The sequence below is a fragment of the Cryobacterium tagatosivorans genome, assembly GCF_004402215.1.
Classification (GTDB): Bacteria; Actinomycetota; Actinomycetes; order Actinomycetales; family Microbacteriaceae; genus Cryobacterium; species Cryobacterium tagatosivorans.
On record NZ_SOEZ01000037.1, the window covers coordinates 1 to 15874 of the forward strand.

Annotated in this window: 15 protein-coding genes; 6 read left to right on the forward strand and 9 right to left on the reverse strand. The window is 69.2% G+C overall.

The genetic code is table 11. The annotated features are described in order from the left end of the window. On the reverse strand, nucleotides 1-364 hold a 364-nt coding region (locus tag E3O23_RS06915; protein WP_134489475.1), incomplete at its 3' end, for an SWIM zinc finger family protein. Between the two features lie 138 nt (nucleotides 365-502). Between E3O23_RS06915 and E3O23_RS06920 the strand changes: the two genes are divergently transcribed. The 4 genes from E3O23_RS06920 (at nucleotide 503) to E3O23_RS06935 (ending at nucleotide 4690) form a co-directional block, all read left to right on the forward strand. After that, on the forward strand, nucleotides 503-2695 hold the full coding sequence (locus E3O23_RS06920) for an ATP-dependent Clp protease ATP-binding subunit (RefSeq protein WP_134489477.1): 2193 nt from the start codon (nucleotides 503-505) through the stop codon (nucleotides 2693-2695). 50 nt (nucleotides 2696-2745) lie between these two features. After that, a complete protein-coding gene (locus E3O23_RS06925; RefSeq protein ID WP_134489479.1) occupies nucleotides 2746-2979 on the forward strand; it encodes a hypothetical protein in 234 nt (77 codons plus the stop codon). A 76-nt stretch (nucleotides 2980-3055) separates the two neighbouring features. Then, entirely contained in the window at nucleotides 3056-4102 is a 1047-nt protein-coding gene (locus tag E3O23_RS06930) for a zinc-dependent alcohol dehydrogenase family protein (RefSeq protein ID WP_134489481.1), read from the forward strand. Between the two features lie 180 nt (nucleotides 4103-4282). Then, on the forward strand, nucleotides 4283-4690 hold the full coding sequence (locus E3O23_RS06935) for a transferase (protein WP_134489483.1): 408 nt from the start codon (nucleotides 4283-4285) through the stop codon (nucleotides 4688-4690). A gap of 97 nt (nucleotides 4691-4787) precedes the next feature. Here E3O23_RS06935 and E3O23_RS06940 read toward each other — a convergent pair whose 3' ends face one another. From E3O23_RS06940 to E3O23_RS06960, 5 genes are all read right to left on the reverse strand, one after another. Then, on the reverse strand, nucleotides 4788-5381 hold the full coding sequence (locus E3O23_RS06940) for a nitroreductase family protein (RefSeq protein WP_134489485.1): 594 nt from the start codon (nucleotides 5379-5381) through the stop codon (nucleotides 4788-4790). Nucleotides 5382-5486: 105 nt separating this feature from the next. Beyond that, entirely contained in the window at nucleotides 5487-7178 is a 1692-nt protein-coding gene (locus tag E3O23_RS06945; protein ID WP_134489487.1) for a long-chain-fatty-acid--CoA ligase, read from the reverse strand. Further along, nucleotides 7175-8263: a threonine aldolase family protein gene (locus E3O23_RS06950; protein WP_134489489.1), complete on the reverse strand. Its 1089-nt coding sequence runs from the start codon at nucleotides 8261-8263 to the stop codon at nucleotides 7175-7177. The genes E3O23_RS06945 and E3O23_RS06950 overlap by 4 nt, the downstream gene beginning before the upstream one ends. Nucleotides 8264-8273: 10 nt before the next feature. Continuing rightward, nucleotides 8274-8957, reverse strand: coding sequence for an SDR family NAD(P)-dependent oxidoreductase (locus E3O23_RS06955; protein WP_241983365.1), 684 nt, complete (start codon nucleotides 8955-8957; stop codon nucleotides 8274-8276). Next, nucleotides 8950-10326, reverse strand: coding sequence for a DUF6421 family protein (locus E3O23_RS06960; protein WP_134489491.1), 1377 nt, complete (start codon nucleotides 10324-10326; stop codon nucleotides 8950-8952). Before E3O23_RS06960 ends, E3O23_RS06955 begins: the two co-directional genes overlap by 8 nt. Nucleotides 10327-10463: 137 nt before the next feature. Here E3O23_RS06960 and E3O23_RS06965 point away from each other — a divergent pair, with 137 nt between their 5' ends. Next, nucleotides 10464-11207 carry a DNA alkylation repair protein gene (locus tag E3O23_RS06965; RefSeq protein ID WP_134489493.1) on the forward strand — a complete coding sequence of 248 codons (744 nt, stop codon included), beginning with the start codon at nucleotides 10464-10466 and terminating at the stop codon, nucleotides 11205-11207. A 103-nt stretch (nucleotides 11208-11310) separates the two neighbouring features. Here the strand turns inward: E3O23_RS06965 and E3O23_RS06970 are convergent, their stop codons facing one another. Next, nucleotides 11311-11706, reverse strand: a complete 396-nt coding sequence (locus E3O23_RS06970; RefSeq protein ID WP_134489495.1) for a DUF3592 domain-containing protein — start codon at nucleotides 11704-11706, stop codon at nucleotides 11311-11313. 107 nt (nucleotides 11707-11813) lie between these two features. On the opposite strand from E3O23_RS06970, the gene E3O23_RS06975 reads away from it, so the two are divergent. Further along, a complete protein-coding gene (locus tag E3O23_RS06975; RefSeq protein ID WP_134489497.1) occupies nucleotides 11814-12200 on the forward strand; it encodes a DUF1622 domain-containing protein in 387 nt (128 codons plus the stop codon). Here the strand turns inward: E3O23_RS06975 and E3O23_RS06980 are convergent. Together E3O23_RS06980 and katG are read right to left on the reverse strand one after the other, a co-directional pair. After that, nucleotides 12162-13349, reverse strand: coding sequence for a methyltransferase (locus E3O23_RS06980; protein WP_134489498.1), 1188 nt, complete (start codon nucleotides 13347-13349; stop codon nucleotides 12162-12164). The genes E3O23_RS06975 and E3O23_RS06980 overlap by 39 nt on opposite strands. A 164-nt stretch (nucleotides 13350-13513) precedes the next feature. Continuing rightward, nucleotides 13514-15748, reverse strand: a complete 2235-nt coding sequence (gene katG / locus E3O23_RS06985) for a catalase/peroxidase HPI (protein ID WP_134489500.1) — start codon at nucleotides 15746-15748, stop codon at nucleotides 13514-13516. Nucleotides 15749-15874 lie beyond the last annotated feature (126 nt).

Genomic DNA, 15874 nt, shown 5'->3' on the forward strand with positions numbered 1-15874 from the left:
CGCCGAGCTTGCCCGCGCCGCCCGGAGCAGCGGCGCCGGCCTCCCGCGCCGGGGCGGCCGGCCCGGCGGTCCGGGAGTTCCGGCTGGCCAGGAGCAGGGCGGCAACATGCTTGCAGTTGCGCTTGACCGGGCACGTGCACACGCCGGCCGCCCGGCTGGCCTGGCCGGCGGCGTTGACCGTGAACGACACGGTCACCGAGTAGGGCTCGGGGCGCGTTCCCCGCACCTGGCCGAAGAGCTGGGTGCCGGAACCGAACCAGGTCTGCTTCTCGACGTGGCCGTTGCGCACGTAGCGCTCGCCGCGCGAGAAGGCCTGGCTGCCGACGAGCAGGGCAATCTCGTGGGAGCTGAGGGTATGGGCCATAGTGGGAGGAAATCCGTACGTAAGTCGACCTCCAGTCTCTCACGCGCGGCTGAGAGGCCCGGAGTGAGTCGCCCTAGCGGGACGAGCCCGACCTCGATAAACTTGAGCCAGTTGGACTCAACTCTGAAGGAGATCGAGATGCAAGCCGGACAGCAGCCGCCCCAGGAAGAAGCCAAGAGCGCTCTCGAGCTGTACGGGGTGAACCTCACCGAGGTCGCCAGGAGCGGCAAGCTCGACCCGGTCATCGGCCGGGACGCCGAGATCCGCCGGGTCAGCCAGGTGCTCACCCGTCGCACGAAGAACAACCCGGTACTCATCGGCGAGCCCGGCGTGGGCAAGACGGCCGTCGTCGAGGGGCTCGCCCAGCGCATCGTCGCCGGTGACGTCGCCGACTCGCTCAAGGGCAAGCAGCTCGTCTCCCTCGACCTGGCGGCCCTCGTCGCCGGCGCGAAGTACCGCGGGGAGTTCGAGGAGCGGCTGAAGGCCGTGCTCAAGGAGATCAACGACGCCGAGGGCGAGATCATCACCTTCGTCGACGAGCTGCACACCCTGATGGGTGCGGGCGGCGGCGAGGGCTCCGTGGCGGCCTCCAACATGCTCAAGCCCATGCTGGCCCGCGGGGAACTCCGCCTGATCGGCGCGACGACCCTGAACGAATACCGCGAGTTCATTGAGAAGGATGCCGCGCTCGAGCGCCGCTTCCAGCCGGTGCTCGTGGACGAGCCGTCGGTGGAAGACACCGTCGCCATCCTCCGTGGGCTCAAGGAGCGCTACGAGGCCCACCACAAGGTGTCGATCGCCGACTCGGCGCTCGTGGCCGCGGCATCCCTGTCCAACCGGTACATCACCGCCCGGCAGCTGCCGGACAAGGCCATCGACCTGATCGACGAGGCCGCGAGCCGGCTGCGGATGGAGATCGATTCGGCGCCGGTGGAGATCGACGAGCTCCGCCGCGGCGTCGACCGGCTGAGGCTCGAGGAGCTGGCCCTCAAGAAGGAAAAGGACGACGCGTCCAAGCTACGCCTGCAGAAGCTGCGCGAGGACCTCGACGAACGCCAGGCCAGACTGTCCGATCTGCAGGCTCGCTGGGAAACCGAGCGGGCCTCGCTCAACCGGGTCGGCGAACTCAAGGAGCGGCTCGACGCGGCGCGCGGCGAGGCCGACCGCGCCCAGCGCGACGGGAACCTGGAGAGGGCATCCCGCCTGCTCTACGGCGACATCCCGGTGATGGAGCGGGAGCTGGCCGCCGCGGAGAAGACCGAGTCGGAGGGCCCGCGGATGGTCAACGACCACGTCACCGCCGAAGACATCGCCGCCGTGGTCGCTGCCTGGACCGGCATCCCGGTGGGTCGCCTGCTGCAGGGCGAAACGGAGAAGCTGCTGAACCTCGAGGGCGAACTCGCCCACCGGCTGATCGGCCAGAAGGAGGCGGTGCGCGCGGTCGCCGATGCCGTGCGCCGCACCCGCGCCGGCATCTCGGACCCCGACCGGCCCACCGGGTCGTTCCTGTTCCTCGGCCCGACCGGTGTGGGCAAGACGGAGCTGGCGAAGGCCCTGGCCGACTTCCTCTTCGACGACGAGAAGGCCATGGTCCGCATCGACATGAGCGAGTACGGCGAGAAGTTCTCCGTGTCGCGCCTGGTCGGGGCGCCCCCCGGGTACATCGGCTACGAGCAGGGCGGCCAGCTGACCGAGGCCGTGCGCCGTCGGCCGTACTCGGTGATCTTGTTCGACGAGGTCGAGAAGGCGCACCCCGAGGTGTTCGACGTGCTGCTGCAGGTGCTCGACGACGGCCGGTTGACCGACGGCCAGGGCCGCACCGTTGACTTCCGCAACACGATCATGGTGCTCACCTCGAACCTCGGTTCGCAGTTCATGGTCGACCAGTCGATGACGCCGAACGAGAAGGAGGCCGCCGTTCGGGACCTCGTGCGCAAGTCCTTCAAACCGGAGTTCATCAACCGCCTCGACGACATCGTGGTCTTCTCCTCGCTGTCGATGGAGGACCTCGGCCAGATCGTGGAGCTGAACGTCGACCGCCTGCAGCGGCGGCTGGCGGAGCGCAGGCTCGAACTTGCCGTGACCCCGGATGCCAGGGCCTGGCTGGCCGAGCGCGGGTACGACCCGATCTACGGGGCGCGTCCGCTGCGCCGGCTGATGCAGCAGGAGATCGACGACCGGCTCGCCCGGGCGCTCCTGTCCGGCGCGGTCAGGGACGGTGACACCGTGCGGGTGGACCTCGCGCCGGACGGGGACTCGCTCACCGTCGCATCCGCCCCCGCGGCGCCCGCATCCGCCGGCGACGACGACATCGACGACGTCGAGCTCTAGCCCCGGCATCGGGCCGGACGCCAGGTTCTCAACCTCGCAAGGAGAATTCAATGACCGCGCAGCACATCGCGACCTCGACGACCACGATCAACGCGCCAACGGGGCGCGTGTGGTCCGTGCTCACTGATCCCGACGCGATCAAGGAGTTCCTCGAGGGCAAGGCTGGGGCGACACGGCTCACGCTTTCGCAGGACAACAACGCGAGCGCCGAAGACGCCGAGCATTCGAATGGCATGTGGGACAGCCTCGTGGCGAGCGTGAAAGCAATCGCCGAGCGAGGCTAGACCCCGTCATCGACCTGCGCTTTCGCGGATGGCGGAACGCCGGGCCCGCGGCCCAGGGTGCAGTTAGGCTCGATGGATGCGTGCAACAGTGATTTACGGCGAGCGAGACGTCCGCCTGGAAGAAGTAGCCGACCCGACCCTGTCCACCGGGGGTGACGCCATCGTGCGCGTCGTCGCCGCGTGCGTCTGCGGTTCCGACCTCTGGCCCTACCGCGGCGTGCAGCCGACGACCGAGCCGCACCGGATCGGCCACGAATTCGTCGGCGTGGTCGAGGAGATCGGCCCGGAGGTGAAGACGATCGCCGTGGGCGACTTCGTCATCGCGCCGTTCTACGACTGCGACAACACCTGCATCAACTGTCAGAACGGCGTGAGCACCTCCTGCCTGAACGGCGGCTGGTGGGGCTCCGACGACCGGCTCGGTGGCTTCGCCGACGGCGCCCAGGGCGAGAAGGTGCGCGTGCCGCACGCCGACGGCTCGCTCGTGGCGACCCCGTCGATGCCGGGCGACGCCCAGGTACCCGGCCTGCTCACCCTGGCCGACGTCATGGGCACCGGCCACCATGCCGCCGTCTCTGCCGGCGTGACCGCCGGCAGCACGGTCGTCGTCGTCGGCGACGGCGCGGTCGGACTGTGCGCCATCATCGCGGCCAAGCGTCTCGGCGCATCCCGGATCGTCGCCATGTCGCGCCACGCGGACCGACAGGCCGTCGCCCGCGAATTCGGGGCGACCGACATCGTCGAGGAGCGCGGCGAGGCCGGCGTTGCCCGCATCCGCGAGCTCTTCGACGGCATCGGCGCGGACTGCGTTCTCGAATGCGTCGGCACCAAGGAATCGATGGACCAGGCGATCGAGTCGGCCCGGCCCGGCGGCATGGTCGGCTACGTCGGCGTTCCGACCGGCGGCCCCATCGCCGTGCGCCCGCTGTTCGGCCGCAACGTCGGCCTCAACGGCGGCGTCGCTCCCGTGCGCGGCTACATCGAGGAGCTGCTGCCCGAGGTGCTCTCCGGCGCCATCAACCCGGGCCGGGTCTTCGACCTCGAACTGCCGCTGACGGATGTCGCGGAAGCCTATGCCGCCATGGACGAACGCCGCGCCATCAAGGTGCTGCTCCGCCCGTAGGGGGTGCCTCCCCAGCGCCGCGCCCGGCGCTGAGTTGCGGGAAAAGTACCTTCGCCGGGGTCGGAAGGTACTTTCTCCGCGACTCAACTGGCGCCGGCTGCGGGACCCGGGGAATCAAATGAGCCTTCCCGGCGTTGAAGCATCGAACAGCGACGCGCACCGCGCGTCCCAGGAGAGGCAATGACGAGGAAGATCGAAGAAGTAGAAGACGCCGCCGGCACGGTCACGAAGTACCGTCGGCACGCCAATGGCGGCGGGCTGGTGGCCCCGGGGGCGACCGTCGACACGAGCACGTTCATCGCGTCGACCACGTACGTGGAGGCCGAGGCTCGCGTCGGCCGTGGCGGCTGGATCGGCCAGGGAACCTGGATCGACCGCGGCGCCCGGATCGGCAACCTGGCGTTCATCGGGGATGACGTGCACGTGGGCCGCGGAGCCGTCATCGGCAATGACGTGCGCATCGGCAGCCACTCGCGGATCGGCGCCGACGCGCGCATCGGCCACGGGGCACGGCTGAACCGTGACACGAAGGTCCCGGATGGCGCCGTGCGCCTGGCCCGCCGCTCCCAGGCGCGCCTGGCCGCCTAGCGAAACTCGACACGCTCCCCGGCATTCAGTTGCGGAGAAAGTACCTTCCCCAGCGAATTGAAGGACCCTTGTCCGCAACTGAACGCGGACCGGCCGATCAGTCGTTGACGAGCAGCAGGTCGGCGAGGGGCTTGCGGGTGCGGGGCGCGGACTCGCGCTCGAGCAGCTCCGCCGAAAGCGTGTCGACGTGGGCGAGCACGCCGATGGCCGTGATCGACACGATCGCCTGGTTGTCGGCCAGCCCGAAGGCCAGCGCGAGCGCCGCGGCGTCGTAGCCGCCCATCTGGTGGGTGTGCAGGCCTTCGTGCTGCGCCTGGATCGTCAGGTGCGCCACGGCCTGGCCGAGGTCGTACCGGGCCCAGGGGTTCACCCGGGTGGCGTCGATGTCCAGTTCGGCGACGTTCACGATCAAGACGGATGCGGCATCCGCCCAGGCCCGGTTGAAACCCATCAGGGCGGCGTGGATGGTGCCGAAGCTCGCCGAACCGCGGCGGGCGACGATGTACCGCGACGGCTGGATGTTGCTGGCGGACGGCGCCCAGCGGGCGGCTTCGAGCACGGTGGTCAGGGTGTCCTCGTCGATGACCGCGGCGGAATCGTAGCCGCGCGGGCTCCAGCGCCCGGCGAGCACCGGGAGGATGGGCCAGGCCGTGTCGGCGGCGCGGCTGATGGAATCGGTGATGAGCGTCATGGTGCGTCCTTCGGTCGGATCAGTGTGGCGGGGCAACACTGACCCAGTTGGTTCAACGCGAATCGAGCCCGGCTATTCCATGCACTCGCATGAAACGCGCCCGGGTTACGCCTCGGTGAGGCTCTCGCGCACCTGGCGGCGCAGCACCTTGCCGATCAGGGAACGAGGCAGGTCTTCGACCTGGACGACGTTCTTCGGGACCTTGTACGCGGACAGGCGGGTTCGGCAGTGGTCCCGCAGGGCGCCCACATCGAGGCTGGCGCCCGGCTGGAGCACGACCGCGGCCACGACGTCCTCGCCGCCGCCGGCGCTCGGCAGCCCGACGACGGCGGCATCCTTCACGGTGGGATGGGAGAGCAGGGCGGCTTCGACCTCCGACGGGGCGACATTGAACCCGCCGGTGATGATGAGTTCCTTGATCCGGTCGACGACGGTGACGAAGCCGTCGGGACTGACCTTGACAATGTCACCCGTGCGCAACCAGCCGCCGGGAAGCAGCGCTTCGGCGGTCTCCTCCGGCCGGTTCCAGTAGCCGGAGAACACCTGCGGCCCGCGGATGAGCAGTTCGCCCTCCTCGTCGAAGCCGCGGTCGGCGGTGGGATCGTCCGGGTCGACAACGCGGATCTCGGTGCTCGGGAACGGGACGCCGACCGTGCCGGGGCGCCGGCTCGGCCCGATGGGGTTCCCGAGCGCGACCGGGGAGGTCTCGGTCATCCCGTAGCCCTCGACCAGCAGCCCGCCGGTGGCGGCCTCCCAGCGTTCGACCGTCGCAACCGGCAGGCTCATCGCTCCGGAGATGGAGAAACGGATGCTCCGCAGGCTCACCTTGCGCTTCGCGGCGGCCGTGACCAGCCGGTCGTAAATCGGCGGGACGGCGGGCAGGAACGTCGGCGGGGTGCGCCGGGCGGCATCCAGCACCAGGCCCTCGTCGAACTTCGGGAACAGCACCAGGCGCGCGCCCGTGCTCATGGCGAAGGTCAGGCAGAGGGTCAGGCCGTAGGCGTGGAACATCGGCAGGACCGCGTAGACCACCTCCTCGCCGGGGCGGAGTCCCCGCACCCAGGCCTCGCCCTGGAGGGCGTTGGTGCGGAGGTTGAAGTGGGTGAGGATGGCGCCCTTCGGGGCGCCGGTCGTGCCGCTCGTGTACTGGAGCACGGCGATGTCACCGACGCCGGGCCGCTGATGCGACGGGCGGAGCCGGCGCGAGCCGACCAGGGAATCCCACTCGAGGGCGTCCGACGGGAGGCGACCAGCGGTCAGCGCCGATCGGGAGGCGCGCGCCTTCGGGATCGGCAGGCCCAGGAGCAGCCGTTTGCCGAGCGGCATCGCCTGGGTGAGGTCGACGGCGATGATCTTCGACACGCCCATGTCCTGGGGGAAGTCGCGCACGGTGGCGTAGACCTTGTCCCAGACGATCGCGACCTTCGCGCCGTGGTCCTCGAACTGGTGGCGGAGTTCACGCTCGGTGTAGAGCGGATTGTGTTCGACGGCGATCGCACCGAGGCGGAGGACCGCGTAGAACGCGACCACGTGCTGCGGGCAGTTCGGCAGCACGAGCGCCACCCGGTCGCCCGGCTTCACGCCGAGGCGTCGCAGCCCGTTCGCCACCCGGGCGATCTGGTCGCCGAGGCGTGCGTAGCTCGTGGTCGCCCCGAAGAAGTCGAGGGCGATCCGGTCGCCGAACCGGGCAACCGAGCCGTCGATCATGTCGACGAGGGTCTGCGTCGGCGACTCGACCGCGGTCGGCACGCCGGGCGCGTAGGCGCTCAGCCACGGCCTGGCGGCGAAGACGCTCATCGGACCGCGAGTTCCCGCTCCAGGGCGGCGACGAAGGCGTCGATGTCTTCTTCGCGCGTGTCGAAGCCGCACATCCAGCGCACCTCGCCGGTCGCCGGATCCCAGTCGTAGAAGCGGAAGGATTCCCGCAGTCGGTCGCCGACGCCGGGCGGGATCACGGCGAAAATGGAGTTGGCCTGGCTGAGCTGGCTGAACCGGACGCCGGTGATCGACCCCGTGGCGATCCCGTGTTCGAGCGCCAGCCGCATCCGCTGGGCCATGGCGTTGGCATGGCCGGCGTTGCGCAGCCACAGGTCTCCGCCGAGCAACGCGATGAACTGGGCCGAGATGAAGCGCATCTTGGAGGACAGCTGCATGTTCAGCTTGCGCAGGTAGATCAGGCCCTCGGAGGCGTCCGGGTTCAGCACGACGACGCATTCGCCGTACATCATGCCGTTCTTCGTGCCGCCGAAGCTCAGCACGTCGACCCCGGCATCGCGCGTGAAGGTGCGGAACGGCACTCCGAGCGCGGCGGCCGCGTTGGAGATCCGCGCGCCGTCCATGTGCAGCTTCATGCCGTTCGCGTGGGCGTAGTCGGCGATCGCGCGCACTTCAGCGGCCGTGTACACGGTGCCGAGTTCGGTGGACTGCGTGATCGAGACCACCAGCGGCTGGGCGCGGTGCTCGTCGCCCCAGCCCCACGCCTCCTGGGCGATGAGCTCCGGGGTGAGCTTGCCGTCGGGCGTTTGGACCGGGAGCAGCTTGATGCCGGCGACCTTCTCGGGGGCTCCGCCCTCATCCGAGTGGATGTGCGCGGTCGCGGTGCAGATCACGGCGCCCCAGCGCGGCAGCATCGACTGGAGTCCGATGACGTTCGCGCCCGTGCCGTTGAACACGGGGAACGCTTCGACGCCGTCGCCGAAGTGCTCGGCGAAGACCTCCTGCAGCCGTGCGGTGTAGACATCCTCGCCGTAGGCGATCTGGTGGGCGCCGTTGGCGTTCACAATGGCCTCGAGGATCTCGGGGTGCACGCCCGAATAGTTGTCTGAGGCGAAGCCGCGCGAGTTCAGGTCATGGATTTGAGTCACCCCTCCATCTTGGCCCATTCGCCTGAGGCTAGGCGGCGAGTGGGACGCGGGTGTTGTTGACGGATGCGGCGGGCGCGTCCCAGAGGCCGACCACGGCCGTGGCGAGCTCGGGTTCGAGCCCCTCAAGGGCCCGCACGACGAAGATGACGGCCGCGGCATCCGGGGCCGCCTTCGCGAAGCCCTGGCCGACCGCGCGGGTCCAGGTCTCGGCCGCGGCCTTGGCGGCCGCGTAGTTCGCGCCGCCGGGGGCGGGCTTGTCGACCGAGACGGAGGACACGATGGCGAGCCGCCCGGCGGGGGAGGCCAGCAGGTCCTGGTTGAACGCCCGGGTCGTGTTGCGCAGGGTGGTCAGCACGTGGCCGTGCAGGAACGCCCAGTCCTCGTCGGTCTGGCCGGCCAGGCCGCCCCCGCCGCGCCATCCGCCGACGAGGTGGACGAGCCCGTCGATCGGGCCATGCTCGGCCTTCACGGTGGCCGCGAGGGCGGTCACCGCGGAGAAGTCGCCGAGGTCGCAGACGTAGGTCGCGGCGTCCGTGACGCGGTCACGCAAACCGGCCAGGCGTTCCGCGTTCGAGCCGACCGCGATCACCCGGGCGCCGGCGGCCGAGAGGGCCGCGGCCACGGCGAGACCGGCCGCGCTGGTCGCACCGGCAATGAGCACGGTGCGACCAGCGACGGCAGGCGCCGACGGCCCGGTGGGGCCATCAGCCACGCGCGGTGATTCCCACGGTCGACTCGATGACCGACTTCATCTTCTTGTCCAGCGCCTCGAAGAACATCGACAACGGGAACTCGTCGTCCATCACCAGGTCGGTGTAACCCTTCGGCGGACCGGCGAGCACCTCGAGGGGCAGCCCGCGAGCCCAGGCCGAAGCCGGGTTCGGGGTCAGTGTGGCCGTGATCATCTCGTACGCCGCCAGCCAGTGCGCCTTCTTCGGGCGGTCGATCGACGCCCAGTACAGCTCGTCGATCTGCGCGCCGAGCGCGATCACCACGCCCGGGACGGCATCCCAGTCGAAGGTGAGCCGGGTGTCGGTCCAGTGCAGCACGTGGTGCTGGTGCATCCACGCGAACAGCAGCTGGCCGCCGAGACCGTCGTAGTTGCGCGTCCGGCTGCCGGTGATCGAGAACCGGAAAATCCGGTCGAAGATCACGGCGTACTGCACCAGCCTGGCGTGCTTGCGCGCCTCCGGGCTGGCCGAATCGTCGCGTTCGATCCTGACCGATTCGCGGAACGCGGTGAGGTCGCAGCGCAGTTCCTCGAGTGAATAGAGGAAGAACGGCATCCGCTGCTTGATCATGAACGGATCGAACGGCAGGTCACCGCGCATGTGTGTGCGGTCGTGGATGAGGTCCCACATGACGAAGGTTTCCTCGGCAAGCTGCTGGTCGTCGAGCAGCGCCGCGGCCTCCTCCGGGAGCTCCAGGCGGGTGATCTCGGCCGCCGCGCGCACCACCCGGCGGTACCGGGCGGCTTCGCGGTCCTGGAAGATCGCCCCCCAGGTGAACGTCGGAATCTCGCGCATGGCGACCGTCTCGGGGAAGAGCACCGCGGAGTTGGTGTCGTAACCGGGCGTGAAGTCGAGGAAACGGATGGGCACGAACAGGCCGTTCGTGTACTCCTGCTCCAGCTCGGCAATGAACGCCGGCCAGATGACCGCGATCAGCACGGCCTCGACCAGGCGGTTCGAGCTGCCGTTCTGCGTGTACATCGGGAAGACCACTAGGTGGCGCAGCCCGTCGACCCGGTGCTGCTGCGGCTGGAAGGCCATCAGCGAGTCGTAGAAGTCGGGCACGCCGAAGTCTTCCGACACCCAGCGGTCGAAGTCGACCACGGCGGCGTCGAGATAGGCGGCGTCGTGCGGGAACAGCGGAGCGAGTTCCCGGATGGCGGCGGTGATCACGGCGACGTGGGCCGCGGCATCCGTGCGTGCGGACGTCTCGGGGATCGAGCCGTCCTGCGCCTGCACGGACTGCAGGGCCGTCGCGGCGGCCTTGAGGCTCAGCCAGGCGGGGAGGGCCTGGACGTCCTCGAGAACCTCGGGCTCACCGACCAGTGCTTCAGCAACATAATTCGACATGGGAACCTCCCGTCCTCGTAAACGGCCGCGAGCGCGGCAGCGAATGGCGCTGTTTCTGCGCCATCTACAGAGTATCCGGGGCCGACCGGTGTTTTCTTGCGACCTCTCGCAAGAAAACACCGGGTTAGAGTGCCGGCATGACGGATTCTGCGCAGGCGCACACGGCCGTCGAGGTCCGCGCGGCGCTGGACGCCCTCGCCGACCCCGAGCGGGCCATCCTGGTCGCGCGGTACTTCCAAACCGGGCCGGGCCAGTACGGCGAGGGAGACGTCTTCATCGGCCTGCGCCTGCCCGACATCCGGCAGGTCGCCGCGGGCTTCGTCGCGCTGCCGTTGCCGGAGGTGGAGGAGCTCCTGAGGAGCGAGGTGCACGAGCACCGGCTCGCGGCCCTGCTGATCCTGGTCGGCCGGTTCCGGCGTGCCGGCCGCGCCCGCACCCGGGATGAGGCCGAGCGCACGAGGCTCTCGGAGTTCTACCTGGCTGCCGTGCGTCGCGGGGTCGTCAACAACTGGGACCTCGTGGACGTGTCGGCCCCGACCCTGCTGGGCGAGTACCTCGTCGACCGACCGCGCGACGTGCTGTTCGAGCTCGCCGGCAGCGACAGCCTCTGGCAGCGCCGCGTCGCGATGCTCGCCAGCTCGGCGTTCCTGGCGCACGGCGACACGGCAACGACGCTCGCGCTCGCGGAGAAACTGCTCGGTGACAAGGAAAGCCTCATCCACAAGGCCGTCGGCTGGATGCTCCGCGAGGTCGGCAAGGTCGACCCTGCGCTGCTGCTCGCCTTCCTCGACGCCAATGCCGGGCGGATGGCCCGCACGGCGCTCAGCTACGCCACCGAGCACCTCGAGCCGGACGTGCGCGCCCGCTACCGGGCGCGTTGACCTGGCGCGTGAGGGGTCGCAAATCGACCTTAAAACGGCGGGCGAAGGTCGATTTGCGACCCCTCACGGGGCGTAGCAGAGGTTTGGAGCGCGGAGCAGGGGTCTAGACGAAGAGCAGCACGAAGCCGAGCATGCCCGCCGCGACCCCCACGCCCAGCAGGATGAGCCCGGTCAGCCGCAGCGCCTTGCCGTCGTGATCCGGGGCGTACGTGCGGCACCGCGAGGGCGACCGGGGACGGAACCAGACCGGCACGTCGTCGCCCGGTTCGAGCCGGGCGGTCTCGTGCGTCGTCGCCGGAGACTCGTGCACCTCGCCGGTGCCGTCGAACCAGCGGATGACCGCTCCCGCTCCCGCGCCGGCGATCACTCCTTCGGTGCGCACCCAACGGCCGCGCAGGTCGCGCACGGCGAGGCCGGTGAGGTAGAGCCCCCCGCCGAGCAGCAGCCCGACGAGCGTCAGGATTTCGCTGAGGAGGCCCGCGATGTCATGGACGTCCATGCCCCGCCTCCTCTCGTGCGGCGTCCACGGATCGAGACGCCCATGGGCCGATAATACTTGTCGGAGGCGCGGTGCTATCGTCGCCCCAGACGGCGAGAGCGAGCTCCATGACCTTCGAGCAGGTTATTTCGGCAGTGGTGCTGGTCGTCGAGGCGGTCGGGGCCGGCATCATGGTGCTCGGCGGGGCCGCCGCCTTCATCGTCGCCGTGCCCAGGGCGCTGCGGCCCGACTCGCGGGCGGCCGCGTACCAGGGCCTGCGCCGCAACCTCGGCCAGGCCATCCTGCTCGGCCTCGAAGTGCTGATCGTGGCCGACATCATCCGCACGATCCTCGTCACCTCGACCGTGGAGAGCGTCCTGATCCTCGGGGCGATCGTGCTCATCCGAATCCTGTTGAGCTTCTCGCTCGAGGTCGAAATGGACGGCGTCTGGCCCTGGGCCCGCTGGCGCCTGGCCTCAGGCCTCGGCCGATCTGGCGCGCAGCCGCCAGAGTGAGGTGACTTCCGCCGAGCGGGCGGCGTGCAGCGGGTCGCTCGCGTCGGAAGCGCGGGCGTGGGTGGGCCGGGTGTCGAGCCTGTCCACGACCTCGAGGCCGGCATCCTCGATGATGCCCAGGAGTTCCGCGCGGGAGCGAAGCCCGAGCAGCTCGGCGATGTCAGAGATGATCAGCCAGCCCTCTCCGGCAGGTTCCAGGTGGTCGGCGAGACCGGCCAGGAAGCCGCGGAGCATCCGGCTGTCCGGGTCGTAGACGGCGAAGTCGGTCGAGGTGACCGCCGTGGCCGGGATCCAGGGGGGATTGCAGACGACCAGGGGCGCCCGTCCCGGCGGGAAGAGGTCTGCCTGGACGATGTCCACCCGGTCGCCGAGCCCCAGCCGCTCGATGTTCTCCCGTGCGCAGGCCAGCGCCCGCGGGTCCTGGTCCGTCCCGACGACGCGGTTGACGCCGCGCCGTGCCAGGATGGCCGCGAGCACGCCGGTGCCGACGCCGATGTCGAAGGCCAGGCTGTCGGCGGGGAGCGGCGCGGACCGCACCAGCTCGAGGTACTCGCCGCGGATGGGCGAGAACACGCCGTAGTGCGGGTGGATCCGGTCGCCGAGCGCCGGGACCGGCACGCCCTTCGTGCGCCACTCATGCGCGCCGATCACGCCGATCAGTTCTCGCAGCGAGGTCACCGACGGCCCCTCGGCCGGCCCGTAGGTTTCGGTGCAGGCCAGGCGCACGTCGGGCGCTCGCCGCAGCGGGACGGTGTAGTCCGCGTCGAGCGGGATGAGCACCAGGCCCAGCAGCTGCGCGCGGGTGAGCGCCTCGCTCCTGGCGCGGCGGAAGGCCGCAGTGAGGTCCTTGTCGGCCGGTCGCCGCCCGCGGTCGATCCGCCGGCCGAGGGCCTGCAGTAGCTGGCGGGCGCCGAGGAAGTCGCCGCGCCAGAGCATCCCGGTACCGGATTTCGCCAGGCGGTAGGCGACATCGGCGGTCAGCTTGTCGTCGGCGATGACGACCCGCCGGGGCGGCGCCCAGCCGCTCTCCGAGCGCCAGAGCGCCGAGCGCTGCTCTCCGGCCTCCTCCCAGCGGATCTCGGTCACAGGGCCGGGCTGCCCCTTCGGACGGGGAAGCGCGCCCGGTTCGTGCTCGCTGGCGTTTCGCATCGCATCCCCTTCGGACAGGGCTCACTCCAGTGAGCTCGGCCATCGTCTTGAGTATCGCAGTCGGCGCTGTAGGAATGGCCGCGACGAGGGCTGCGCAGGTTCGGTGCCGCATCCGCGCTTCGCAATTCGACGGACGTATTGCCAGAATGGCCCGGGTGGGATCGTCACCTGTCGAACCGGTCAAGATTCATGACCTTGTGCCACGCGGACACGAAGTCGCGTATGAACTTCTTTTCAGCGTGCTGGCTCGCGTAGACCTCCGACAGGGCACGCAGCTCAGAGTTCGACGAAAATATGAGGTCAGTGCGACTTGCGACCCACTTGAGCTCGTTAGTGTGTCGGTCGCGGCCCTCGTAGGTCGCCTCCGTCGTGGCATCGTCTGGCATCGGCGCCCACACGGTGTCCATGTCGAGCAGGTTGACGAAGAAGTCGTTGGTCAACCAGCCCGGTGTCGAGGTGAGCACGCCCATGGGGGATCGGCTGTGGTTGGCGCCGATCACGCGCAAGCCGCCGAGCAACACTGTCATCTCGGGGGCACTCAGGGTGAGTTGGCCCGCACGCTCGATGAGCAGAACTTCCGATGGTAGTCGGTTGCCTGTGCCGAGGTAGCTGCGGAATGCGTCAGATGTCGGTTCGAGCACGGCGAACCGTTCGGGGTCGGTCCACTCCTGCGTCGCATCCGTGCGTCCCGGCCGGAACGGGACCTCGATGTCGTGACCGGCCCTGGCAGCAGCGTGTTCGACCGCGGCGCACCCGCCAAGCACGATCAGGTCGGCAAGCGAGATCTTCTTGCCGCCACGCTGGGAATCGTTGAACTGCTTGCGGATCTGCTCAAGTGTGCCCAGGACAGTGGCCAGCGCTTCTGGCTCGTTGACCTCCCAGCGTCGCTGCGGTTCGAGACGGATGCGGGCACCATTCGCCCCACCGCGCTTGTCGCTGTTTCGGAACGTGGAAGCCGAAGCCCACGCGGTGGAGACCAGTTGCCCCACCGCCAGGCCCGACTCGAGCAGTTGGCTCTTGAACGCGGCGATGTCGTCAGCATCGACGAGCTCGTGGTCGACGTCGGGCAGCGGGTCCTGCCAGATCAGTCGTTCGGACGGGACGAGTGGCCCCAGGTAGCGCTGGGTTGGCCCCATGTCGATGTGCGTGAGTTTGAACCAGGCCCGTGCGAACGCATCCGCCATCTGGTCTGGATTCTTCAGGAATCGCCGTGCGATCGCCTCGTATACTGGATCCTCCCGGAATGCGAGGTCCGTGGTGAGTACCGTCGGGACATGGGTCTTGGACGGGTCGTGAGCGTCCGGGACGGTGCCGGCACCGGCACCGTCGCTCGGGATCCATTGCCATAGCCCGGCAGGGCTGAGCGTCACCTCCCACTCGTAGGCGAACAGCGACTCGAGGAAACTGTTGTCCCATGTGGTCGGGGTGGGTGTCCAGATCCCCTCGAGCCCACTGCTGATGGTGTCGGCACCGGTGCCCGTTCCGTAGTGGCTTGCCCAGCCCAGGCCTTGTTGCTCGAGCGGCGCGGCTTCGGGTTCGGGCCCCAGGCAGGTGCCGGGGTCGGCCGCACCGTGGCTCTTGCCGAAGGTGTGCCCGCCCGCAATCAGCGCGACGGTCTCCTGGTCGTCTAACCCCATGCGACTGAACGTCTGACGAATGTCGCGTGCGGCGGCTGTCGGATCCGGCACCGTGCATGGACCCTGCGGATCGACGTAGATCCGTCCCATCTCGCTGGCCGCCAGGGGCTTCTCAAGATCCCGGATGCCGCTGTGCCGCTGATCGGCGAACCACTTGTCTTCTGGACCCCAGTAGGTCTCGTCGGCCACCCATGCATCCTCCCGGCCACCGCCGAACCCGAAGGTCGTGAAGCCCATCGATTCCAGCGCACGGTTACCCGCGAAGATCATCAGATCGGCCCAGGAGATCTTGCAGTCGTACTTCTTCTTCACCGGCCACAGGAGTCGGCGCGCCTTGTCCAGGTTGCGGTTATCGGGCCAGCCGTTCAACGGGGCGAAGCGTTGCATTCCCGCGCCGGCACCTCCCCGACCGTCACCGACTCGGTAGGTGCCAGCACTGTGCCAGGCCATCCGCAGCACAAGCGGTCCGTAATGTCCGAAGTCGGCGGGCCACCAGTCCTGCGAGGTCGTCAACACCTCGTCCACATCGCGTGCCAGGTCCTCAAGGTCCAGGGAGAGGAACTCCTTGGCGTAGTCAAAGTCCTCGCCCAACGGATTGGCGGCGCGGTTCGGTCGAGCCAAGCACCTCAGGTCGAGCCTATGGGGCCACCAGTCATGTGACTTCCCACTTTCCGCGGGATGATTCCGAGGGTTGGGCGACTGACGCGCGTTCACGGTCTGGTTGTACGTACGGTCGACGTAGGCGTCAGGGCTTCCAGACATGGCTACTCCTTCAGGCGAGCCTCGAAGGACTCAATGTGTGACTGGATGTCCGGTGAGGCGTTGAACAGGAAGCAGTGCGGCCCGGTCAGCGCTCACCGCGATGTACGCCGGGGAGCAGATCGGAGC

Bases quoted from the DNA above. Each gene is read 5' to 3' on its own strand.
- E3O23_RS06920 (WP_134489477.1), top strand. From the start codon at position 503: ATGCAAGCCGGACAGCAGCCGCCCCAGGAAGAAGCCAAGAGCGCTCTC.
- E3O23_RS06925 (WP_134489479.1), top strand. From the start codon at position 2,746: ATGACCGCGCAGCACATCGCGACCTCGACGACCACGATCAACGCGCCA.
- E3O23_RS06930 (WP_134489481.1), top strand. From the start codon at position 3,056: ATGCGTGCAACAGTGATTTACGGCGAGCGAGACGTCCGCCTGGAAGAA.
- E3O23_RS06935 (WP_134489483.1), top strand. From the start codon at position 4,283: ATGACGAGGAAGATCGAAGAAGTAGAAGACGCCGCCGGCACGGTCACG.
- E3O23_RS06940 (WP_134489485.1), bottom strand. From the start codon at position 5,381: ATGACGCTCATCACCGATTCCATCAGCCGCGCCGCCGACACGGCCTGG.
- E3O23_RS06945 (WP_134489487.1), bottom strand. From the start codon at position 7,178: ATGAGCGTCTTCGCCGCCAGGCCGTGGCTGAGCGCCTACGCGCCCGGC.
- E3O23_RS06950 (WP_134489489.1), bottom strand. From the start codon at position 8,263: ATGGGCCAAGATGGAGGGGTGACTCAAATCCATGACCTGAACTCGCGC.
- E3O23_RS06960 (WP_134489491.1), bottom strand. From the start codon at position 10,326: ATGTCGAATTATGTTGCTGAAGCACTGGTCGGTGAGCCCGAGGTTCTC.
- E3O23_RS06965 (WP_134489493.1), top strand. From the start codon at position 10,464: ATGACGGATTCTGCGCAGGCGCACACGGCCGTCGAGGTCCGCGCGGCG.
- E3O23_RS06970 (WP_134489495.1), bottom strand. From the start codon at position 11,706: ATGGACGTCCATGACATCGCGGGCCTCCTCAGCGAAATCCTGACGCTC.
- E3O23_RS06975 (WP_134489497.1), top strand. From the start codon at position 11,814: ATGACCTTCGAGCAGGTTATTTCGGCAGTGGTGCTGGTCGTCGAGGCG.
- E3O23_RS06980 (WP_134489498.1), bottom strand. From the start codon at position 13,349: ATGCGAAACGCCAGCGAGCACGAACCGGGCGCGCTTCCCCGTCCGAAG.
- katG (WP_134489500.1), bottom strand. From the start codon at position 15,748: ATGTCTGGAAGCCCTGACGCCTACGTCGACCGTACGTACAACCAGACC.